The following is a 22,049-nucleotide window of genomic DNA, read 5'->3' on the forward strand; positions in this document are numbered from 1 at the left end:
GTGACCGACGCCCCCCTGCCTCCCGCCACCTTCGCCCAACCGTGGGCGGCTCGCGACGACGTGCGCATCACCGACGTGCAGGCCGTCGTCACGGCGCCCGAGGGCATCCCGCTCGTCGTCGTGAAGGTGCTCACCAGCGACGACGGGCTGTACGGCCTCGGCTGCGCCACGTTCACGCAGCGCTGGCAGGCGGTGGTCGCCTACCTCGACCACATCCGTCCGCTGCTGGTCGGCCGCTATCCCGGCGACATCGAGGACCTCACGCGGCTCATCCGGTTCTCGGCGTACTGGCGCGAGGGGCCTGTGGGCAACAACGCCCTCTCCGGTGTCGACATGGCGCTGTGGGATATCGCGGGCAAGCGCGCGGGCATGCCCGTGTACGAGCTGCTCGGCGGCCGGGTCCGCGCGGCGGCCGAGGTGTACCTGCACGCGGAGGGCGCGGATGCCGACGCCACGGCCGCGCACGCGGAGGAGCTGCGAGCGGCGGGTCTGCGGCATATCCGCGTGCAGACCGGTCAGCTGGGGATCGGTCACTACGGGGCGCCGCCGGCCCCCGGCCTGTACGACTGGGCGCGGAACCCGCAGGGATGGCGCGTCTCGGAGTACCTGCGCCGCACGCCAGAGCTCTTCGCCCGGATGCGCGAGCTGCTCGGCGAAGACGTCGAGCTGCTGCACGACGTGCACTCCCGCCTCTCGCCGCGGCAGGCCATCGCGCTGCTGCGCGACCTCGAGCCGTATCGCCCGTTCTTCATCGAGGACGTGCTCGCCCCCGAGCACTGGGACCGCCTCCCCGAGGTGGCGGCCGTCTCGTCGGTGCCGCTGGCCGTCGGCGAGCTGGCGACGTCGTTCACCGACGCCGCTCGGCTCGTCCGGACCCACGCCGTCGACTATCTGCGCGCGCACATCTCGGACGTCGGCGGGCTCAGCGCCGCTCGGCGACTGGCCGTGCTCGCCGACATCGAGGGGGTCCGCACCGCGTGGCACTCGCCCGGCGACGCCTCGCCCTTCGCGGTGGCCGCGGCGGTCGCACTCGACGTCTCGTCCCCCGCCTTCGGCGTGCAGGAGGGCCACGTGTACAACGCGGCGAGTCACGAGGTCTTCCCGGGCATGCTCGACATCGAGAACGGCTGGCTGACCCCCAGCGACGCACCCGGCTGGGGCGTCGACCTCGACGAGCGCGCCGCCGCGCGCTACCCCGCCGGCCTCTCGGGGCACGACGGCTGGGCGGCCGGCGTCCGCTCCACCGACGGCGCCCTCATCGCCCCCTGACCATCCCCGCGCCTTCCCCGCTCACCCCTCTCGAAAGCATCCGCATGCCCACGTGGTCTCTCGCGCCTTCCCGGCGCTCCCTGCTCCGCGACGGAGCCCCCGCCTTCCTCCTCGCCGACACGACGTGGGCGGCCTTCAGCGGCCCCACCGACGAGGAATGGACCGACTACCTCGTCCGGCGCCGTCGCCAGGGGTTCACCGGTCTGCTCATCAGCGTGCTGCCGATCGAGCACGACCGCTCCGAGGGCGGGCTCTCGCCCTACGTCGTGCGCGACGGTCGCCTCGACCTCGACGGCGGCGACGCGGAGTACTGGCCGCGAGCGGAGCGGATGCTGGACGAGGCCGTCGCGTACGGCTTCACACCCCTGCTCGTGCTGCTGTGGAACAACTTCGTGCCGGCGACGTGGGGCGCAGGGCTCACCCCCGAGCTCGTGCTCGACGAGCAGCAGACCCTCGACCACGTGCGAGGCTCCGTCGAGCGCTTCGGCCGGTTCGACCCGATCTGGATCGTGTCGGGCGACGACGACCTGGATTCGGAGACGGCGCTCGACCGCTATTCGCTCGCGGCGGCCGAGGTGCGCCGCCTCGCCCCCGACGCGCTCGTCACATGGCACAGCACGCCCACCGCCCGGATGCCGGAGGCCATCGCCGACGGCGAGCTGCTCGATCTGCACGGGCTCCAGCCGGGGCACAACCAGGACTGGGACACGCTGCCGCGCGACCTCGTGCGCCACTACGCGGCACTGTCGGTGCCACGGCCGATCGTGAACCTCGAGCCCTGCTACGAGGGACTCGGCCGCTTCGCCGGTCGGGCGCGGCACTCGCGCGCCGATGTGCGACGGGCGAGCTGGACCGGCGTCGTCGCCGGGGCGGCCGCCGGGCTCGGGTACGGCGCGCACGGCGTGTGGAGCTGGCACCGTCGCGGCACCGGGTTCACCGCCGAGAACGTGCACGGTCTGCCGTTCCCGTTCTCCGTCGCGATGGAGTTCCCCGGCGCCGACGACGTCGGGTTCCTGCGCCGGATCGTCGAAGACGAGGGGCTGCTCGACCTCGACGAGGCCGCCGCGCTGCTCGTCGACGAGCCGTCCGGCGCGGTCGTGGGGCGGACGAGCGACCGCGTCGCCGTCTACGCGCCCGACGCCTTCGCACTCACCCTGCGACTGGACCCCGCCGCGGTCGAGGAGGTGCGCGTGTACGACCTCGACGCCCGGCGGCCGGACGCCGCGCAGTGGACGCCGATCGCGCACGACGGCGTCTCCGGCATCCGCCTGGAGCAGACCGAGTTCACCGGCGACGCGCTGTTCGTGATCGACCTCGATGCGGGGACGCGGTGACGACCGACGACGTGGTGACGACCGACGACGTGGTGACGACCGACGACGTGGTGACGACCGATGACGCGGTGGTCGCCGCGCACGGCATCCGCGTGGCGGTGGCGAGAGCCGGCGGGGCGATCTCGTCGATCGAGGCGCACGGCGTCGAGCTGCTCGCCCGCACCCCCTGGGCCGACGAGGGGCTCGGCGGAGTCGACGACGCATGGCGGATGCCGTCGAGCAGCGCCGAATGGCACCGGCGGTATCCGGGCGGCTGGCATCTGCTGACCCCGGCGGCGGGCGACCCTGCACCCGAGGCGGCGGTCGACCAGCCGTTCCACGGCGAGGCGGCCTGGCGTTCGTGGCGCGTCCGCGTCGATGGAGACGCCGCGATCGTCACCGAGGTGCTGCTCCGCACGGCACCGCTGCGGATCACCCGCACGGTCTCGGTCGCGCAGGAGCACGTGTTCGTCGACACCGTGGTGCGCAACGAGAGCGCCACCGCCCAGAGGATCGTCTGGGTCGAGCATCCGGCGCTCGCCGGCGCCCTGTTCGATGACGCCGATGTCGAGCTCGACGACGGGGCGGACGCGCCGATCGCGGTCGACATCGTCGCGGCGCCCGGGTCGCGGTTCGCCGATCTCGCCACGGCTTCCGGACGGGTCGCGATCAGGTCGGCGTCGACCGGGCTCGACGTGACGATGACGTGGGATGCCGCTCTGCTCCCCCGCGTGTACGTCTGGCAGGAGCGCCGCGGATCCGAGGGGTTCCCGTGGTGGGGCGCGGTCGACGCAGTGGGCATCGAGCCTGCGTCCGACCCGTACGGCACGGCGACCCTCGGCTCCGGGTCGGTGACGGTGCCCGGTCGCGGCGAGCGCCGCACCCGCCTGACGTGGGAGATCCGGCCACGCGGGTGAGCGTCACGGCGCCGGATCGCTACAATCGTTCTGCGATGTCAAAGAAAGCGATTTCCCTCAAGGACGTGGCCGCCATCGCGGGAGTCTCCGTCTCGACCGCGTCGAAGGTGCTGCGGGGCGGGGGCAAGGCGTCCGACGCCACTCGCGAGCGCATCCTCGAAGCGGCCGCGCGCCTGGACTACGAGCCCAACGCGCTCGGCCAGTTCCTCGCGCAGGGGCGCAGCGCCACGATCGGCGTGCTGACCCTGAACGCACCCGGCGCGTTCACGATGCCGGTGCTCACCGCCGCGACGACGGCGCTGGGTGCGCGCGATCTGTCGGTGCTCGTGGCGGACTCACGGCTCGACCGTGCCGTCGTCGCCGCGACGGTGCGCAAGTTCCGGGCGCGCAAGGTCGACGGATTGCTGGTCGTCGGCGACGGCAGCGGCACCGCGATGCGCTCGGTGACCGCCGGGTTCACGGTGCCGGTGGTCTACGCCTACGGGTTCTCCGACGACCCGGACGACGTGTCGTTCGTGCACAACGGTCAGATCGCCGGCGAGCTCGCGGGACGCCACCTGCTCGGCCTCGGACGACGCCGGATCGCCCACATCGGCGCCTCGCTCGACGACCATTCGGCCAAGGAACGCGCCGAGGGGCTGACTGCGGTGCTCGCGGCGGAGGGTCTCGAACTCGTCGGCGGCGCCGGGTTCCACGGCGACTGGTCGCGGTCGTGGGGCCGCCGGGCCGCCGAGGAGCTGGTCGCATCGGGGCTCGAGTTCGACGCGGTGTTCTGCGGCAACGACACGATCGCGATGGCGGCGTCCGAGGTGTTCCGCCAGGCGGGGCTCCGCATCCCCGCCGACGTCGCCGTCGTCGGATTCGACAACCTCGCCGGGCTCATGGACCAGCACGACCGCACGCTCACGACGATCGACCCGCTGCTCGGCTCGGTGGGCGAGCGCGCGGCCCAGTACCTCGCCGACGCCATCGAGGGCGACACCTACGAGCCGGGAGTGCACCGGGTCGACGGCATCCTCATCGAGGGCGAGTCGTCGGTCGGCCCGCGTTCCTGAGCGGCACGACGCAGGAACGCGCGGTCACTCCAGCTCGTCGAGGACCAGCTCGCCGCGGGCGTTGAGCCGGCCCATCATCCGCTCGACACGCCGGGGGTCGACCTTCGGCGCCGGGCTCTCGTCGAACTCCATCACCATGGGGATGCTCGGATGGATCCACGCCGACATCGCACCCACCCGGCGGCTCCCGCCGGGCCACGTCATCATGAAGCTCTCCTGGCGACGCAGTTTGGTCGAGATCACGATCTTCACGTGCGCCAGGAGATCGTCGTCGATCTCGATCGCAGGGCGCGAACTGTTGTACTCGAGCTTTCCCATGATCGAACAGTACCGCGCGGTGCGCGGCCTCGCGGGCGTGGCCGCGCTGGCGCGCCGGAGCCCTCCGTAGCACCGCGTCGGAGGCGCTATATAGGTTGAATATCTGTTCAATCGTCAGATTGCAACCCTTTTGCGGGAATGAGTCAGCCGGATAGCGTCGGAAGTGGTCGTGAATCTCCGACCACGGGCCGGCGGAGTCCCCAGCGATGCCGGTCCGCGTCCCCGGCGCGGTTCCCCAGACCCGCCGGGGACACAAGCGTGCGGCGAGATCGCCGACCTGTCACGACGGCGTCAAGGGCCCGGGGCTGTCACCGCGCCGAGGGGCGACGCAGCAGCTCGGCGAGCACGTTTCCGATGACGGTGGAGATGTTGTTCTCATAGCGGTGGTGCGACAGCGCTCCGGTGAAGCAGATGGATCCGACGCTGAACGCGGCGCCACCGCCTGGCCTCTCGAGCCAGGTCATGTCGGAGCGCACGTCGGCGCACTCCGAGCCGCCGAGCCCGGCGCGGGAGGCCATCACGTCTTCGCCGGCGAGCAGATAGAAGTCGCTGTGCCCCGTGGAGGACGCGAGCACGACTGTCTCCCGCGGGCTGCCGCGGTCGGGATCGAAGCGGTCGATCTCATCGCCGGAGGAGCCGTTCATGATGAGACCGAAGTCGCCGATGATCTCGTCCGTCACTCCCTCGAACACGAAGGCGAGCTCGCGAGGAAGGTCGGTGGACCGACGGAATCCGGGCGCGCGGGAATCCCACCCCTGCGCTGTCATGCCGATGCCCGTGAGCGCATTGGGCCAGCGGCCCCGCTGACGCCACATCCCGCCCGCCTCACCGGTGGTGCTGTGGAATCCCTGCCCCGGCGCCCCTTCCGATGGGCGGGTGCCGACCGGGCCGCGACGGATCTCGAGCAGGTGCGGCCGCTCGGCATCCTGACTCGTGACCCAGTAGAAGCCGTTGCCGCCGAGGTACATCAGGGAGCCCCCCTGCTCGGCGTGCGCGTCGAACGCATCGAGCATCCGCGCACTCACGTACTCCGGGTGGCTGCCGGTGATGACGACGGCGTAGTCGGCGAGCAGTGGCGCCCCGTCGCGGTGCAGGTCGTGGTCGGTGATGACGTCGAACCCGTACCCCTTCTCCATGAGCCAGTCGACGAGGTAGAGGTCGGCGCTGAGATGGCGAGGGGCGTCCTGCAGCCAGGCGCGGTAGTCGGGCCGCAGGTTGGGGATCGGACGCAGATGCGTCGAGTACGAGCAGGTGCTGCCGTCCGAGTGCACGTCGTACATGCTTAGTCCCCACTCGGGATGCTGGGCGAGCTCGATGTCGCGATGCCCGGGGTGGATCGGGTGGTCGCTCATCTGATCGCCCTCGAAGTCGAGCCGGGTGACCATGCGCTCGTTCGCGTAGGCGATGTAGGTGAAGGTGGGCAGCAGCACGGCGATGCGCGCGCGGGGCGCGCCGTCGCCGGGGCGGACGACGAACGGGACGTGGTCGACGACACCGTCGGCGCGGAGCTCCACCGCGTACACCCCGGACTCGAGGTCGTGCGGCACCGCGAAGGTGAGGCTGGGCGGCCATCCCGCGTCGTCGAGATCGTCGTCGTGGAAGTGGATCGCCCCGTACTGGTCGGGGACCTTGGTGAAATCGACCTCCTCGTGCACCCAGAGGGCACCGGTCGCGGCGCGGAGCGGGGCGTTCAGCACCAGGCCGTGCCGCTCGTGCCCCGAGACGTCGATGCTGCGAGCGCTGCCGATCTCCCTCTCGAACCGCCAGTCCGCGATGAAGACCCTCGACCCGTCGGCGTCGGTGCGGTGGATGCGCGGATTCTCGATCTTGCCGTTGAACACACGATCGGGCGTCCACTGCCCGCCCCGCAGGCCGCAGTCGACCGCGGCGATCACGGCCGACTCGACGATCACCGAGGAGACGACGGCCTCGGCAGTGGATTCCGACCAGACCTCGCGCCGACGTCGCAGCTCGGTGCAGCGCAGCACCGCCCTGTCGTCGCGGGAGAGATGCACCTCGATGCGGTACCAGCTCTCGGCGCGCCAGGCCACGACGAGGGTCGACACCGTGGTGTCGCCCGCCCGCAGGGCGAGGGCGCCGGTCGGGTCGATGAGGAGGGAGAGACCGGCCGAGCCGTCGGCCGTGAGCAGGGAGACGATGCCCTGCTCACGGCCTGCCGCGGGCGTCGTCGGCTGGACGAGCACCGAGACGTCGAGGCCGCCCGACGCCTGCACCCCGATGCTGGGCACCACGACGCACGACCCCAGGTGCACGTCGCGCTCGACACCGGCCACCGTCTGCCTCTCGAACGACTCGACGGGCAGGATGCGGCGGCCCGGCCCCTCGGGGTTGTCATCGCCGTGGCGCAGCCGCACCAGGCCGACCTCCACCTCGGGAGCGCTCGCGCTGACCATCAGGTCGACCACCTCCCCCGGTGTCGCGGAGAGGGTGGAGAGGTATCCGGTGAGGGTCATGATGGCGTCCTGGGGAGGGGTCGGCGGGTCGGGCGGATCGGGCTCAGTTGCACTCGGTCTTGTACCAGAGCTTCTGCCCCTCGGGGCTGTCGACGTCCTCGCTCGTGAGGATCTCGACGGGCGCGTCGACGGTCTTCTCGACCTCGTCGCCGTTCAGCTGGTTCGCGATCTGCTCGATCGCCAGCTCGCCCATCGCGTAGGGCTGCTGTGCGACGGTGGCCTGCAGCACACCCTCCTGCAGCAGCTCGACGTTGGCCGCTCCGGCATCCCAGCTCACCATCTTCACGTCGCCGACCACGCCCGCGTTGCGCAGCGCCACGGCCGCACCCGTCGAGTTGAGGTAGTTCGTCGTGTAGATGGCCTTGAGGTCGGGGTACTTCACGAGCGTCGACGCCGCGTTCGCCTGGATGACGTCGGCGGAGATCTCGGGGTACGAGATCGAGACGACTTCGATGTCGGGGTAGTCCTTCAGCGCATCCTCGAAGCCCTTGATGCGGGCCTGGGTGATCGGGTTGGTCGCGAGCGAGCCGATCGCGGCTATCTGTCCCTCTCCGCCGATCAGGTCGGCCAGGTAGGCGGTGATCTCCTTGGCACCCTCGTAGTGGTTGGAGGCCACGAACGAGTCGTAGAGGTTCTCGTCGTCGAGCTGCGCGTCGACGTCGATGACGGTCACGCCGTCTTCCCGTGCGGTCTGGATCGGGATGCCACCGGCTACCGGGTCCGCCGGGGTGTAGATGAGAGCGTCCGGAGCACTCGTGAGGACGTTCTGGACGATGGTGGTGAGCTGCGCCTGGTTCTGGTTCTGCGGTGCCTGCAGCTCGCCCACCTCCATGCCCAGCTTCTTGCCCGCGGCCTGCGCGCCGCAGGCGACCTGCACGTAGTAGGGGTCTCCGGACTGCGGACCGGCGATGGCGATGGAGGCACCAGTGACGGCGTCGCCGCCGTCACCCCCGGCCTCCGGGTCGTCGGAGGAACAGGCGGCGAGAGGTACGACGAACAGCGCAGTGGCCGCCAGCGCGAGCATCACGCGACGGGGACGACGGAAGGAGGTGGCGTTCATGAGGGACTCCGGTTTCGGGACGAAGGCGTGCGAAAGGAAGGTGTCGTGCGGGTGTGCTTCGGGTGTCGTGCGGGCGTGCTTCGGATGTCGTGCGGGCGTGCTTCGGGTGTCGTGCGGGCGTGCTTCGGGTGTCGTGCGGGTGTGCGTCAGCGCGAGGCGGAGCTCGAACGGCGCAGGCTGCGCAGCCGACGGAGGCGGTCGAGGTACAGCGCCCCGATCAGCACGGCGCCGGTGACGACCTGCTGCCAGAAGCTCTGCAGACCGGCGATGACGAGACCGCTCGCGAGGACGACGGGGATGGCGTTTCCGAGCGCCGTGCCGGCGATCGTTCCGACACCGCCGAACAGGCTCGCGCCGCCGAGGATGGCGGCCGTGGCCGCGGTGAGCGCATCGAGGGAGTGGCCCGAGATGTTGGTCGTGCCGTACACCGAGAGCGAGAGCCAGCCGGCGAGACCCGCGAGCAGTCCGGAGAGTCCGTAGATCACCGCGAGGTGTCTACGGACCGGGATGCCGGCGCGCACCGCGGCCTCCTTGTTCGAGCCGATCGCATAGGTGTGGCGCCCGAAGACCGTCGCCTGCAGGGCGATGGCGGCGATGATCGCGACGATCGCCGCGATGACGACGACCCAGGGGATGCCGACGAGACGACCGACGCCGAACTGCGACATGGCGGCGGGCATCCCGCTGAGGTCCTGCCCGCCGGTGAAAACCTGGGCGAGACCGAGCGCGGCGCCGAACATGCCGAGCGTCACGATGATCGGGTTCAGGTCGGCGTAGGCGACGAGCAGACCGTTGATCCAGCCGAGCAGCAGACCGCTCGCGATCGCGACGGCGAGGCCCAGCAGGGCGGTGCCCCAGCCGTCTCCGCCGACGCGTTGCATCACGATCATGCTGACGACGCCCGAGAAGACGAGCACGGATCCGACGGACAGATCGAAGCCCGCCGTGATGATGACGTAGGTCACCCCGACCGCGAGGATCAGCATGATGGAGCCGGCGAGGAACATGTTGCGCACGTTCGCCGCGCCGAGGAACGGCTGGCCGTTGATGATGGCGAAGATCACGATCAGCAGGATCAGCGCGCACGTCACGACGAACAGCGGATGCTGCCACGCGCGGTCGATGCGTTCGCGCCAGGTGGGCGCGTCGGGTGCCGCGACGGGGGCGCCCAGGGTGTCGAGCGAGGTCATCGTTCTCCTCCGGTGTCGGTGCTGTCGATGCTGTCGATGGACGGTGCGGCCGAGGCGCCGCCACCCGTCATCGTCGAGACGAGCAGTTCGAGGCTCGCTTCCTGGCGGGTGTAGCTGGCGACGCGCTGGCCGAGGCGCAGCACCTCGATGCGATCGGCGACGCTGAGCACGTCGGACATGTTGTGGCTGATGAGCACGACCGCGAGACCGCGGTCGGCGACGCGCCGCACCATGTCGAGCACGCCCTTGGTCTGGACGACCCCCAGCGCCGCGGTCGGCTCGTCGAGCAGCACGACCGTGCGCGCCCAGCTCACGGCCCGCGCCACGGCCACGCCCTGACGCTGACCACCCGACATGTCGCTGACCGAACCGCGGCGCGGGTCGGCCGTGACACCGAGCTGTGCGAACTCGCGCTGCGCCGTGGCCGCCATGGAGCGGTTGTCGAGGAACCCGAGCGCGCCGAGGATCCCCTTCCGCCGGGTCTCTCGACCGAGGAACATGTTGGCCACCGGCCCCATGTCGGGCGCGAGGGCGAGGTCCTGCCACACGGTCTCGATCCCGGCGGCCTGCGCGTCGGTCGGACCCGATGCGCGGAACGGCGCGCCGCCGACGAAGACCTGCCCGTCGTCGGGGGTCAGGGCACCCGAGAGCACCTTGACGAGGGTCGACTTGCCGGCGCCGTTATCGCCGATGAGGGCGGTGACCTCGCCGGGGCGGCAGTCGAAGTCGGCCCCGCGCAGGGCATGGACGTGTCCGTACGAGACGCGGATGCCGCGGGTGCTCAGGGCGGTGTCGCCGGGGGGCGTGAGAGTCGCCCCGCCGGCGCTGCTGCGGAGATCGGAGTTCATCGGGGGTGCTTCCTTCCTGGCCGTGGGGGGGGACGGCCGGGGTCAGACGGCGGTGTAGCCGCCGTCGATGGTGACCTGCTGGGCGGTCATGTAGCTGGAGACGTCCGAGGCGAGGAAGACCACGAGCCCCGCCACGTCTTCGGGTGTCGCCATGCGACCCTGCGGGATCAGCGAGATCCACTCGGCCTCGAGCGAGGGCTCGCGCTCGATGATCTGCTTCGTGAGGTCTGTGAGGACATAACCCGGTGCGATCGAGTTCACCCGGATGCCGGATGCCGCCCACTCCACCGCCAGTGACTTCGCGAGGTGCGCGACGGCGGCCTTGGACGAGTTGTACGAGGCCGCCCACTGCGGCACGTTCACGATCGAGCCCGACATGGAGGAGATGAGCACGGCGCTGCCGGTCTCCCCCGCCTCGAGCAGCGTGCGGCCGAACGCCTGCGCAGAGAAGAAGGTGCCGGTGAGGTTCACGTCGATGACCTTGCGCCACTGGTCGGCGGTGACGTCGATGGAGTCCCCGTTGATCTCGATCCCCGCCGCGGTCAGCAGCACCCGGGGCACGCCCAGCTGTGCGGTGACGTGCGCGAAGGCCGCGGCCGTGGCATCCTGATCCGTCACGTCGAGCCGGTGGCCGAGGGCCCGCACTCCGAAGTCCTCGGCGATCTGCGCGGCGGTCTGCTCGACCGTGTCGAGCAGGTCGAACAGGGCGATGTCGGTGCCCTCCGCGGCGAGGGCGCGTGCGACGGCGAGGCCGATGCCGCGGCCGCCTCCGGTGATGACGGCGATGCGTCCGGCGAGGTCGATGTTCATGGTGTCTCCTTCAGGTGGAACGGGGAAGTCTCAGGCGCCGATGAGCTCGCGCAGGCGCGCGGCGGTCTGCGGCAGGGTGCGGGCGGGGTCGCCCTCGGTCGAGCACTCGAGGTTGACCGCGCCCCGGTAGCCGATGTCGGCGAGTGCGCCGAAGATGGCCGTCCAGTCGAGTGCTCCGCTGCCGGGCAGCAGGCGGTTGCTGTCGCCGAGGTGCACGTGCGTCACCTCGTCGCCGGCGACGCGCAGCGCGTCGGGGATGGAGGCCTCTTCGATGGACATGTGGAACGTGTCGGGCAGCAGACCGGCGTTCGGGTGCGCGACCTCGGCGAGCACGGCGAGGTTGTCGGCGACCGAGTTGAGGTAGCGGCTCTCGTAGCGGTTCAGCGGCTCGAGGAGCACGGCGCCCTCCGACCCTGCGACGCGGTCGAGCAGCTCGCGGTAGAAGGCGACGAAACCGTCGTGCTGCGCGGCCGAGAGCTGCTGGTACGGCTCGAACAGCGGCATCGGGTTCTGCGGGCCGTACTGGTACTCGATCTCGGTGACGAGCCCCAGCTCGGCGCAGACGTCGGCGGTCTCCCGGTACATGTCGCGGCACTGTCGGCGCAGGTCGGCGTCGTCCGACATCGCGTGCCCGTAGATGTCGCCGACGAGGACGAACTCGACCGGACGGACGCCGGTGCGAGACTCGAGCTCGCCGAGCTCCTGCCGCACCTGCGGGGTCCACAGCTCGACCGGCTGGAAGACCGCGATGGCGTCGTAGCCCCAGTCGCGCAGCAGCTCTGCCTGAGCGGTGAGGCTGTCGCCGGGGATCATGGGGGTGGAGCAGCAGAGGATCATCTGTCCTTCTCTCGGAGGGGTGTCGGCGCCGCCTGCGGGTACAGGCGCGCGAGGGCGGTGTCGAAGCGGGAGTAGCGGCGGGCGCGCGCGGGGTCGGCGCGCGGGTGGAAGACGTGCTCGGCCGGCGTGTCCAGACCTCCCAGATCGTCGATCGAGCCGAGCGCTCCGGCATCGACGAGCGCGAGGATCGCCGCGCCTCGGCAGGCGACCTCCTGCTGGGCGGGCACGCGCAACGGGATGCCGGTCGCATCGGCCTTCAGCTGGTTCCAGAACGCGGATGCCGTGCCGCCGCCGGCGCTGACGATCTCGTCCACCGCGATGCCGGAGCGGCGCAGGTCGTCGATGTTCCGGCGCAGCAGGTGGGCGACGCCCTCCATCACGGCGTACGCCAGGTCGACCCGGTCGTGCCGCAGCTGCAGATCGACGAACGCGCCCCGCGCCTCCGCGTTGAAGTCCGGCGGGTTGACCCCTGTGAGGTACGGCAGGAACACGGGCGCATCACGGTGGTCGCGCTCGCGCAGCTCGCGCTCCAGCTCGTCGTAGGAGATGCCTCCGGCGATGCCCTCGCGGAACCATTCCACGACGACACCGCCGCTGTCGGCGCAGCCGAACAGCACGGTCTCGCCCGGGCGGAGGCCGGGGTGGAACGAGACCCTGCTCGTCGGGTCGACGGCGCCGCCCTGGGCGAGCACCGACAGGGCGAGCACGGTGCCCGCCGACGCGCTGACGGCGCCGGCCGCATACGAGGACTGCCCGAGCATGGCGCAGAAGTGGTCGAGCGCCCCCGCGTTCACCGCATAGGAGCGTGCGGGCGGGAGCTGCGCGGCCACCGCCTCGAGGACCGGTCCGACGGCAGAGCCGGCGGGCACGACCTCGGGCAGCTGATCGCGACGGATGCCGCAGAAGTCGACCATCTCGTCCCAGTACCGTCGCCCTGGCACGTCGTAGAAGTAGGTGAATCCGCGCGTGGTCTCCTCGCCCACGGCCCGTCCGGTGAGCTGCAGCAGCACGAAGTCCTTGATCATCAGCACGTGCTGCGCCGCGGCCAGGACGTCGGGCCGATGCGCGGCGTACCAGCGGAGCTTGGTGGCGGGCCACGTCGCGACCGCCTCGGGCTGGCCCGTCACCGCGAAGGCGGCGTCGGTTCCGAAGTGCGCCGCGATCTCGTCGGCCTCCACCGTCGACCGCTCGTCCATCCACGAGATCCCGGGCGCGAGCGGCCGTCCGTCGGCGTCGGCCAGCACGAGCGATTCGGCCTGACCCGTGACGACGATGCGGGCGTCGTCGTCGGCGCCGACCGCTGCGACGTCCGCACACTGCGCGATGAGGCGCAGCACCGCGTCGGTGACCCCGTCGGGGGCGAACTCGACGACCGCGCCGTCGCGCCGGTACCGCATCGGCTCGGATGCGGAGGCGAGTTCTCGGGCGCGCTCGTCGAACAGCACGACCTTGATGTTGGTCGTGCCCAGATCGACGGCGTAGATCAGCATGCTCATTCGCCCAGTATCGTCAGCACCACCGTGCGCTCCCGCGCGCGGACCGCGTCGAGATCACCGAAGTACACGCGGCCGAACTCGCCGAGGACGGGGGCGCCGTCGCGCACCGGCACGGACTCGGAGCGGCCGATGATCGACGACATGATGTGCCCGTCGGTGTTGAGCCCCCACGACGGGTGCTCGCCGCGCAGCTCGGCCGCGTTCTTGATGTGGATGGGTCCGGGGTGCAGGTACTGGCCCTCGTGCCGAGCGGGCGGCACGATCTTCGCGAAGACGTTCAGGGTGTCCTGCAGCAGCAGCTGGGTGCCGTAGTAGGTCACATCCTCCGACTCCTCCTGGATGAGGATGCAGCAGCTGGTGTGCGGGGTGAAGGCGAGCACGACCCCCTCGGCGACTCCGGATTCGGCGACGAACCGGGTGACCTCGTCGGTGACGTCGAAGAAGTCCTGCCGGGCGGGGGTGGAGAGGGTGAACGAGTGCGAGAGCGCGACCATCGGAGAATTCCTTGCTGAGGCGGGGAGGGCGGAGGACGAGTACGGGGTGTTCATTCGGCCGACACCGCCCCGCCGGTCATGCCGGCGACGATGTGCTTCTGCACGATGAACGCGATGATGAGGACCGGCAGGATCGTGACGGTGCCCACCGCGGCCACCTGACCCCACGAGGTGCCGATCGGAGTGATGAGGCCGGGGATGGCCACCGGCAGGGTCTCGGTGTTGCGCCCGGTCAGCACGAGGGCGAACAGGAATTCGTTCCATGAGTTGATGAGGCAGAAGATCGCGGTCGAGGCGAGACCCGGCTTGACGATCGGCACGATCACGCGGAGGAACGTCCCCCACTCCCCGCACCCGTCGAGCCGTGCCGCTTCGTCGAGAGAGATCGGCACCGCGAGGAAGAATCCGCGCATCATCCACACCGTGAACGGCAGGGCGAACGTCAGGTGGGCGGCGACGAGCGCGAAGTAGGAGTCGCGCACCCCGAGGCTCGAGGCGAGGACGAAGAGCGGAACGGCGAGAACCATCGCGGGCAGCAGTCGGGCCGCGAGCAGGGCCATCATGAACGTCTCGCCCTTGCGCGCCCTGCTCAGGCTGTACGCGGCGGGGACGCCGACGACGAGGGCGATGACGGTCGACACCGCGCCGACGACGGCCGAGTTCATCAGGTTGTCGGTGAAGCCCTTGTCGAGGAAGGCCTGGCGGTAGTTCTCGAGAGTGGGGGCGAAGAAGATGGTCGGCGCCGAGGAGAAGATGTCGACGCGGTCCTTGAAGGAGGTCAGCACCAGCCAGATGATCGGCGACAGGTAGACGAGGATCAGCGCCGCGGCCACCAGGCCGAGCACGGTCTGCAGCACGCGTGCGCGCGAGCTGCGAGCGTGCAGCGGGGTCTCGAGCGGGCTCCCCGAGCCGCGGGTGACGATGGCGCGCGTGTTCACGACGGTCGAGGTGCTCATGCGTCGGCTCCCTTGCGGTTCAGGTAGCGGAAGAGGATGGCCGCGAGCGTGGCGACGACCGCGAAGGTGGCGACGCCCAGCGCCGCTCCGTAGCTCATGTCGAACGCGGCGAAGCTGACCCGGTACTGGAAGATGTCGTTCACGGTGGTCGCCGACCCAGGGCCGCCGCCCGTGAGGATGTAGACCTGGTCGAACTGGCGGATGGCCTCGGTCGCGCGGAACAGCACGGCGACGATGAGCACCGGCCGCACCATCGGCAGCATGACGTGCCAGTAGAGCTGGAAGGTGTTGCAGCCGTCGAGCTGGGCGGCCTGTATCTGCGCCTGGGGCGCGGCGGCGAGGCCGGCGAGCACCATCAGCGCGATGAAGGGCGTCCATTCCCAGACGTCCATCACGACGAGTGCGGCGAATGCGCCGCCGGCCGAGTCGAGCACGCCGCCGTCGCCGACCAGCCCGAGCGTCCGCAGGAATCCGGTCATGTAGCCGAACTGGGGGTTGAGTCCGAAGCTGAACATGAGTCCCACGACCAGCGGGGTGGCGATCATGGGCAGCAGCAGCGCCGACGTGACGATGCGCCTCGTGCGGATGAGACGGGAGAGCACGACCCCGATGACGGTGCCGAGAAGGGTCTCGATGCCGACCGCGAGCACGACGTAGGCGATCGTGACGAGGATCGCGCGGCCGAACTGCGCGTCGCCGAACATGCGCACGTAGTTGTCGAGTCCGATGAACCGTCCGTCGGCCTCGCGGTCGACCGGACTGTACGACTGGAAGCTCAGCACCACGCTGTACACCAGTGGGAAGGCGAGGACCACGGCGAGGATGATGAGGCTCGGCGCCTGCATGCCGAAGCGCGTCCAGAACACGCGGCGGCGTGCCTGCGAGCGCAGCGCCTCCCGCGGTGCTCCCCCCGCCGACGGTGATGTCGGCGGGGCCTCGATGAGGGTCGACATGGTCAGAACTCCTGCAGCGGCAGCTTGTCGCCGAGGATGCCCTCGATCTCGGTCTGCGCGCCGTTCAGCGCCTTCTCCGCCGTCTCGTCTCCGACGAGGGCCGTCGAGACCTGCAGGGCGAGCTGGTCGAGCATCTGCGGCCACTCGGCGTTGCGGGGTCGGGCGAGTGCGTTCTCGAGGCTGCTCAGCTGCTGCGGCCAGGAGGGCAGGGCGGCGACGAGATCGGTGTCCTCGAACGCTGCGCGGGTGGCCGGCACGCCACCCATCTCGCCGATCTGCTTCTGCACCGGCGCGGAGAGCGCCCAGGCGATGAAGAGGTAGGCGGCATCGGCATCCACCGCTTGCGTGCTGATCGTGTAGGTCCATGCGCCGTGCAGCGCGTGGTGCTCGTCGCCCTCGGCGGCGACGGGGATGTCGCCGTAGCCCATCTTGCCGACGACCGCCGACTGCGACTCGTCCTCCATCGCGCCCGCCGTGTCTCCCCAGGAGATCGCCTGCGCGGCGAGGCCCTGCTGCAGGTTGGCGGTGACCTCGTCCCACGTCGCAGACGTGAACCCCGGGGGCGCGAACTCGCCGAGCGACTTCATGTAGTCGAGGCTCTCGACCGAGGCCGCGCTGTCGATGACCAGCTCGCCGTTCTCGTCGACGACCCCGCCGCCGAACGCGTCGGCGTAGTTCATCCACTCGAAGACCGAGGCCTCGTGGCGCTTTCCGGCCAGCGTGACGCCGTACATCGGCTGGGTCAGGGTCTCCCCCGCGAGAGTCTCCCCGGCATCGCGGGTGAAGAACTCGGCGATGTCGCGGTACTGCTCCCAGGTCTCGGCCGGGGCGAGCTCGTAGCCGTACTCGGCGGCGAACGCGGCCTTCTCATCGGCGTTCTCGAACAGGTCGGCGCGGTAGATCATCATCGTGACCGCGCTGTTCGACGGCATCCCGTAGCTCTTGCCGTCCCACTCCGCCGCGGTCTGCCAGAGGCCGGGGATGATGTCGTCGGGGTCGTAGTCGTCGCCGACGCGGTCGGCGTTGGCGTCGATCAGCGGTGTGATCTCTTCGAGGTAGTCGCTGCCGGCGTACGCGCCGAGGTAGTCGTACGGGATGGAGACGACGTCGTAGTCGCCCTGCGCGGTCGAGAAGTCGAGGGTGACGCTCTGCACGAGCTGCGCGAAGGGCGCCGTCTCGATGTTCACCTCGATGCCGGTCTTCGCGGTGAACTCGGGAGCGAGCTCCGCGAGAATGTCCGAGTTCAGCGTCGCCTCGGCGAGAACGTTGAGCTCGGTGCCGGCGAACTCCTGTGACCACCCGTCTGCCGCGTCGGGGTCGACGGCGGCGCCCCCTCCGCCGCTGCACCCGGCGAAGGCGAGAGCGGCGGCTGCGGTCAGGCCGATGGTACCGAGCGTGCGAACGGTGCGCGTACGGCGGCCGATCGAATCAGTGCGTGAGAAGAGGTACATCAGTGTCCTTCCGATCCCCAACGGGTGTGAACGTCTTTCACGTCAATGTAATTGGTTCACACCAGTGCCGCAATAGCCGGGTGAAAGATTGTGAATCTGTTACAGATCGGAAACATGCTGTGATAGATTCTCGTCGCGGACGGCCCCCAGGCCGATCGCGTAAAGAAAGGCCACACTGTGGGAATGAGCGCGACGACTCCTCAGCGCAGACGCGCCGAGATCGAGAGTCTGATGGGTGACCACGCCGAGGTCGACATCCAGAGCCTCGCTGTGCACTTCGGTGTCTCCGAGATGACCATCCGCCGCGACCTGGGCGTGCTGGAGGAGGACGGCGTGGTCCGCCGGCTCGTCGGAGGTCGCGCCCTGCTGCTCGACGCGAAGAGCCGGGAGCCCGCTCTCTCGACCCGCGCGACCGCCGAGTACGAGACGAAGTCCCACATCGGACGCGCTGTCGCCGAGCTTCTCTCCGACGACGAGGTCGTCTTCATCGACGGCGGCAGCACCGCCCTCGCCGCAGCGCATTCCCTGCGCGGGACGGGGCGCACGCTCACGGTCCTGACGAGAAGCCTCCTCGTCGCCGAGGAGCTGGCCGAGGAGCCGGGCATCGAGATCTTCCTGCTCGGCGGACGGCTGAAGTCGTCGGAGCGGCTCACGACGAGCTCCACCATGGCGGACGACCTGCGCCACTACAACGTCGACACCTACGTGATGGGCATCAGCGGCGTGCACCCGACGCGCGGCCTCACCGACTACGACCCCGACGAGAGCGCCGGCAAGCGCCTGGCGATCGAGCGGGCCGACAGGGTCGTCCTCGTGGCAGACCACTCCAAGCTCGGGCGGGTGCTCATGTCGCGGGTGGCGGGGGTGGAGGACGTCAGCGTGCTGGTGACCGACGCGAGCGCCGACGACGGCGTGCTGAACTCGATGCCCTCGTCGCTCTCCGTCGTGCTCGCGGAGCCGCAGTCGTGACGGCCGTCGTGGCGGACGCGCGGACCGCGCGACCGCACCGCCTCCTCGCGCCGCCGTTCTTCGAGATCGGCCCGAAGAACCTCCTGCGCCTTCCGGCGACCATCGACCTGGCGATCGCAGCGGGCGAGGCGGGTGTGCGCCATGGCGTCTCGGTGATCCTCACGGTGCCGACCGCGCATATCTCAGCCGTCCGCGCGGCGGCGCCCGATGTCTTCGTGTTCGCGCAGGAGATGCAGGCGGACCCGCTGGGGCCCAGCGTCGGCCGCACGCTCGCCGAGATGCTCGCGGATGCCGAGGCGCACGGCGTCATGCTGAACCACGACAGCAACCCCACCGCTCCGGGCACTCTGCCCCTGCTCATCGAGCGCGCACAGGAGAACGGCCTGATGACGATGGTGTGCGCGGGATCCGATGCCGAAGTCAGGGACCTGCTGCCCCTCTCCCCCACGGTCGTGCTCTACGAACCGCCGGAGCTCATCGGAGGCGACGGCGGCGGCGACCGCCCGTGGATCGAGGCGGTCACGCGCGACGCCGGGCTGTCGGCCCCCGACGTGCTGATGATGCACGCGGGCGGTGTCGCGCACCCCCGCGACGCCGAGCAGATCATGCGCGCGGGTGCGCACGGCACCGGAGTGACGTCGGCCGTGGTGCGCAGCGAATCGCCACGGCAGGCGGCTGCGGACTTCATCGCCTCTACGCGCGCCGGGTTCGACGCCGCGCGGTCCTGACCGCCGGCCGGTCCTAGCGCTCCTCGACGACGACGGCATGGGTCTCGTCGCGCGCGACCGACATGCCCCAGAGCCTGTCGGCGACGTCGGCCGGGTCGATGGCCGTCGGGCCCGCGTGCGGGGACCCCAGGACCGAGCCATTGATGACCACCTCGCCCACGTAGACGCCATCGGGACGCAGTCGTGCGCTGAGCAGGCCGACGAGTTTCGTCTTCGCCGAGCACTCGAGCGCCACCCCATCGCCGCCGAAGGAGACGGCGAACGCATCGATGTCGTCGTCGTGCTGCCCCAGTGCCCCGTTGACGACGAGCACGGAGCCGGACGCGCGGCGCAGATCGTCGAGCGACTCCTGCACTGCAGTCAACAGGCCCGCCACACCGATGTCGAAGACGTGGACGATCGCGGCCGGATCGGCACCGAGCACGTCCGGCACCTCGATGGGGCGATACGCCGTGAGGGCGACCGCCGAGATCGCGCCGAGCTCGGCGCGGATGCCGGCGATGGTCGCGCGGACGGAGGCGGGATCGCCGGCATCCCCGACGAAGGACCTCGCAGAGATCCCAGCCGCGGCGAGCGCGGCCACCCCCCGATCGAGACGAGCGGCATCCCTCCCGACGAGGGCGATCGACCATCCTCCGACGCCGAAGCGACGGGCGAGTGCGTGGCCGTTACCCGGGCCGTATCCGATGACGACGAGCAGGGACATGGGTTCCTCCTGGGATCGAGGCATCCTTCGGCGGATGCGCTCCTCCGACCATACACTAACCGGAACCGGATGTTCCGTATCCGTTTCTGTTAGGCTCGATGCATGCCCCTCGATGCTCCGTCCACTCGCCGACCTCGCGCTGATGCCGAGCGCAACCGCCGCCGCATCCTCGACGCCGCCTCGACGGTGTTCGCCGAACGCGGCCCTTCCGCGACCCTGAGCGACGTCGCCGCGCAGGCCGGCGTCGGCATCGGCACGATCTACCGCAAGTTCCCCGACAAGGTCGCGCTGCTCGATGCGCTCTTCGACGACAAGATCGGCGCCGTCATGACGGTCGTCGACGATGCCGCCGCCCTCTCCGATCCCGGAGACGCGTTCCGCTCGTACCTCTTCGGGATGATCGCGCTGCACGCGCAGGACCGCAGCCTCGCCACCGTGCTGTTCGGGCCCGACCGGTTCGACCGATTCCCCGCCGAGATCAGCGACCGACTGGCCGGCGTCGCCGACGCGCTCATCGATGCCGCCGTCGCCGCCGATGAGCTGCGCCCCGGCTTCACCCGTCAGGACACGATCGCGCTCGGCGTCATGATCAGCACGCTCGCAATGGCCTATCGGGAGATCGAGCCGGATCTGTGGCGGCGCTACGCCGCACTGGTCGTCGACGGCACCCGCCCGTCCATCGCGACGGCGGCCCTCGACCCGCGACCGCTCGAATTCCGCGCGATGGCGGAGTCTCTGAGCCGCATCCTCTGACCGGCGCGACCCCGCCGGTCGATCAGGGGGCGATGCCGATGTACTTCTCCTCCAGGTACTCCAGGATGCCCTCGCTCGACCCCTCGCGCCCGAGTCCCGACTGCTTCACCCCGCCGAAGGGCGCCGCGGGGTCGGACAGCACTCCCCTGTTCACGCCGACCATCCCGGCCTCCAGCCGCAGCGCGGTGCGCAGCGCCAGCGCCTCCTCGCCGAACACGTAGGCGATCAGTCCGTAGATCGTGTCGTTGGCCATCCTGACCATCTCGTCGACGTCGTCGACGCGCACGACGGCGGCCACCGGGCCGAAGATCTCCGTACGGGTCAGCGACGACCCGTGCGCGACGTCGACGACCAGCGTGGGCGGATAGAAGGCGCCGGCGGTCGACGCGGTGCCGCCCCGCACGACGCGCGCGCCCTCCGCCTCCGCAGCGACCACGAGGTCGGCGACCTTGTCGCGCTCCGTGGTCGAGACGAGCGCGCCGAGCGTGTTCTCGCGGTCGAGGCCAGGCCCCCACCGCACCTCGCCGAGTGCCGCGTCGAGCGCGGCGACGAATTCGTCGTGCACCGAGGAGTGGACGTAGAAGCGGTTGGCCGCGGTGCACGCCGATCCGCCGTTGCGCATCTTGGCGAGCATGGCGCCGGCGACGGCCTCCTCGACATCCGCCCCGGGCAGCACGAGGAAGGGGGCGTTGCCACCGAGCTCCATCGAGGTCGAGACGACGGTGTCGGCAGCCTCGTGCAGGAGCACCCGCCCGACCTCGGTGGACCCCGTGAACGACATCTTGCGCACGGCGGGGTGCTGCATCATGTGGGCGACGGCCGGTCCGGTCGGAGCGGGCGTGACGAGGTTGACCACGCCGTCGGGCACCCCGGCACGGGCGAGTACATCGACGACGTAGGCCGCGGTGAGCGGGGTCTCGCTGGCGGGCTTGAGGATCGTCGTGCACCCGGCCGCGAGCGCCGGAGCGAGCTTGCGGGTGGCCATCGCCGCGGGGAAGTTCCACGGGGTGACGAGCAGCGACACTCCGATGGGCTCCCGCGTGACGATGATGCGCTTGTCTCCGTTCGGCGACAGGCGGAAGTCGCCGGGGATGCGCACGGCCTCCTCGGCGAACCACCGGAAGAACTCTGTCGCGTATCCCGCCTCGGCCGCGGCATCCGGCCAGGACTTGCCGTTCTCGCGCACCATGAGCTCGGTCAGCGTCTCCTTCTCCTCGGTGAGGATGTCGAAGGCTCGACGGAGGATCTCCGAGCGCTCGCGGGGCGACGTCGCCGCCCACGCGGGGAGCGCCGCCTCCGCAGCCTCGACCGCGGCGGTGCAGTCGTCGATCGTGGCGATCGCGAACTCGGCGATGGTCGACCCGTCGGAGGGGTCGATGACGGGGAACGTGGCGCCGTCGCCGCCGGAGCGCCAGACGCCGTCGATGAACAGCTCGGAACGGTGGGTCATTT

The 22,049-nt window shown here is 70.5% G+C and carries 21 protein-coding genes; 7 read left to right on the top strand and 14 right to left on the bottom strand.

Annotated elements, in window-relative coordinates:
• The 4 genes from FSY98_RS05060 to FSY98_RS05075 are packed head-to-tail and all read left to right on the top strand — an operon-like array spanning position 1 to position 4,554.
• Positions 1 to 1,269, top strand: coding sequence for an enolase C-terminal domain-like protein (locus tag FSY98_RS05060; protein WP_260857286.1), 1,269 nt, complete (start codon positions 1 to 3; stop codon positions 1,267 to 1,269).
• 44 nt (positions 1,270 to 1,313) lie between these two features.
• Positions 1,314 to 2,603 carry a DUF4038 domain-containing protein gene (locus FSY98_RS05065; RefSeq protein WP_144874523.1) on the top strand — a complete coding sequence of 430 codons (1,290 nt, stop codon included), beginning with the start codon at positions 1,314 to 1,316 and terminating at the stop codon, positions 2,601 to 2,603.
• Entirely contained in the window at positions 2,600 to 3,499 is a 900-nt protein-coding gene (locus FSY98_RS05070) for a hypothetical protein (protein WP_144874526.1), read from the top strand. The genes FSY98_RS05065 and FSY98_RS05070 overlap by 4 nt, the downstream gene beginning before the upstream one ends.
• Before the next feature lie 35 nt (positions 3,500 to 3,534).
• Positions 3,535 to 4,554, top strand: coding sequence for a LacI family DNA-binding transcriptional regulator (locus FSY98_RS05075; protein ID WP_144874528.1), 1,020 nt, complete (start codon positions 3,535 to 3,537; stop codon positions 4,552 to 4,554).
• Between the two features lie 24 nt (positions 4,555 to 4,578).
• Here FSY98_RS05075 and FSY98_RS05080 read toward each other — a convergent pair whose 3' ends face one another.
• From FSY98_RS05080 to FSY98_RS05135, 12 genes are all read right to left on the bottom strand, one after another.
• A complete protein-coding gene (locus tag FSY98_RS05080) occupies positions 4,579 to 4,872 on the bottom strand; it encodes a hypothetical protein (RefSeq protein WP_144874530.1) in 294 nt (97 codons plus the stop codon).
• A 308-nt stretch (positions 4,873 to 5,180) separates the two neighbouring features.
• Positions 5,181 to 7,346 carry a N,N-dimethylformamidase beta subunit family domain-containing protein gene (locus FSY98_RS16635; RefSeq protein WP_186307547.1) on the bottom strand — a complete coding sequence of 722 codons (2,166 nt, stop codon included), beginning with the start codon at positions 7,344 to 7,346 and terminating at the stop codon, positions 5,181 to 5,183.
• A 43-nt stretch (positions 7,347 to 7,389) separates the two neighbouring features.
• Positions 7,390 to 8,406, bottom strand: coding sequence for a substrate-binding domain-containing protein (locus FSY98_RS05090; RefSeq protein ID WP_144874532.1), 1,017 nt, complete (start codon positions 8,404 to 8,406; stop codon positions 7,390 to 7,392).
• Between the two features lie 146 nt (positions 8,407 to 8,552).
• Positions 8,553 to 9,596: an ABC transporter permease gene (locus tag FSY98_RS05095; protein ID WP_144874534.1), complete on the bottom strand. Its 1,044-nt coding sequence runs from the start codon at positions 9,594 to 9,596 to the stop codon at positions 8,553 to 8,555.
• On the bottom strand, positions 9,593 to 10,444 hold the full coding sequence (locus FSY98_RS05100; RefSeq protein ID WP_144874536.1) for an ATP-binding cassette domain-containing protein: 852 nt from the start codon (positions 10,442 to 10,444) through the stop codon (positions 9,593 to 9,595). Before FSY98_RS05100 ends, FSY98_RS05095 begins: the two co-directional genes overlap by 4 nt.
• A gap of 42 nt (positions 10,445 to 10,486) precedes the next feature.
• On the bottom strand, positions 10,487 to 11,254 hold the full coding sequence (locus FSY98_RS05105; protein WP_144874538.1) for an SDR family oxidoreductase: 768 nt from the start codon (positions 11,252 to 11,254) through the stop codon (positions 10,487 to 10,489).
• Positions 11,255 to 11,284: 30 nt separating this feature from the next.
• Positions 11,285 to 12,091, bottom strand: coding sequence for a sugar phosphate isomerase/epimerase family protein (locus FSY98_RS05110; protein ID WP_144874540.1), 807 nt, complete (start codon positions 12,089 to 12,091; stop codon positions 11,285 to 11,287).
• Positions 12,088 to 13,587 (bottom strand): L-fuculokinase, encoded by a 1,500-nt coding sequence (locus FSY98_RS05115; protein ID WP_144874542.1) that lies wholly within the window; start codon positions 13,585 to 13,587, stop codon positions 12,088 to 12,090. Before FSY98_RS05115 ends, FSY98_RS05110 begins: the two co-directional genes overlap by 4 nt.
• Positions 13,584 to 14,081 (bottom strand): secondary thiamine-phosphate synthase enzyme YjbQ, encoded by a 498-nt coding sequence (locus tag FSY98_RS05120; RefSeq protein ID WP_186307548.1) that lies wholly within the window; start codon positions 14,079 to 14,081, stop codon positions 13,584 to 13,586. Before FSY98_RS05120 ends, FSY98_RS05115 begins: the two co-directional genes overlap by 4 nt.
• Before the next feature lie 50 nt (positions 14,082 to 14,131).
• Positions 14,132 to 15,037, bottom strand: coding sequence for a carbohydrate ABC transporter permease (locus FSY98_RS05125; RefSeq protein ID WP_144874546.1), 906 nt, complete (start codon positions 15,035 to 15,037; stop codon positions 14,132 to 14,134).
• On the bottom strand, positions 15,034 to 15,990 hold the full coding sequence (locus FSY98_RS05130) for a carbohydrate ABC transporter permease (RefSeq protein WP_144874548.1): 957 nt from the start codon (positions 15,988 to 15,990) through the stop codon (positions 15,034 to 15,036). Before FSY98_RS05130 ends, FSY98_RS05125 begins: the two co-directional genes overlap by 4 nt.
• Positions 15,991 to 15,992: 2 nt before the next feature.
• The gene (locus FSY98_RS05135; protein ID WP_144874550.1) at positions 15,993 to 17,441 is read right to left on the bottom strand and encodes an extracellular solute-binding protein; all 1,449 of its coding nucleotides are present in this window, start codon (positions 17,439 to 17,441) and stop codon (positions 15,993 to 15,995) included.
• A gap of 183 nt (positions 17,442 to 17,624) precedes the next feature.
• Between FSY98_RS05135 and FSY98_RS05140 the strand changes: the two genes are divergently transcribed.
• Both FSY98_RS05140 and FSY98_RS05145 read left to right on the top strand, forming a co-directional pair.
• Positions 17,625 to 18,410 (top strand): DeoR/GlpR family DNA-binding transcription regulator, encoded by a 786-nt coding sequence (locus FSY98_RS05140; protein WP_144874552.1) that lies wholly within the window; start codon positions 17,625 to 17,627, stop codon positions 18,408 to 18,410.
• Positions 18,407 to 19,138 carry a triose-phosphate isomerase gene (locus FSY98_RS05145; protein WP_144874554.1) on the top strand — a complete coding sequence of 244 codons (732 nt, stop codon included), beginning with the start codon at positions 18,407 to 18,409 and terminating at the stop codon, positions 19,136 to 19,138. Before FSY98_RS05140 ends, FSY98_RS05145 begins: the two co-directional genes overlap by 4 nt.
• A gap of 13 nt (positions 19,139 to 19,151) precedes the next feature.
• Here the strand turns inward: FSY98_RS05145 and FSY98_RS05150 are convergent, their stop codons facing one another.
• Complete coding sequence (locus FSY98_RS05150) at positions 19,152 to 19,844, bottom strand: SDR family NAD(P)-dependent oxidoreductase (RefSeq protein WP_186307549.1); 693 nt, start codon at positions 19,842 to 19,844, stop codon at positions 19,152 to 19,154.
• A 102-nt stretch (positions 19,845 to 19,946) separates the two neighbouring features.
• Between FSY98_RS05150 and FSY98_RS05155 the strand changes: the two genes are divergently transcribed.
• A complete protein-coding gene (locus tag FSY98_RS05155) occupies positions 19,947 to 20,597 on the top strand; it encodes a TetR/AcrR family transcriptional regulator (RefSeq protein ID WP_144874558.1) in 651 nt (216 codons plus the stop codon).
• Between the two features lie 22 nt (positions 20,598 to 20,619).
• Here FSY98_RS05155 and FSY98_RS05160 read toward each other — a convergent pair whose 3' ends face one another.
• The gene (locus tag FSY98_RS05160) at positions 20,620 to 22,047 is read right to left on the bottom strand and encodes an NAD-dependent succinate-semialdehyde dehydrogenase (RefSeq protein WP_144874560.1); all 1,428 of its coding nucleotides are present in this window, start codon (positions 22,045 to 22,047) and stop codon (positions 20,620 to 20,622) included.
• Positions 22,048 to 22,049: the final 2 nt, after the last annotated feature.

Origin of the sequence: Microbacterium sp. 1.5R, assembly GCF_007667425.1 — a bacterium.
Lineage (GTDB): Bacteria > Actinomycetota > Actinomycetes > Actinomycetales > Microbacteriaceae > Microbacterium.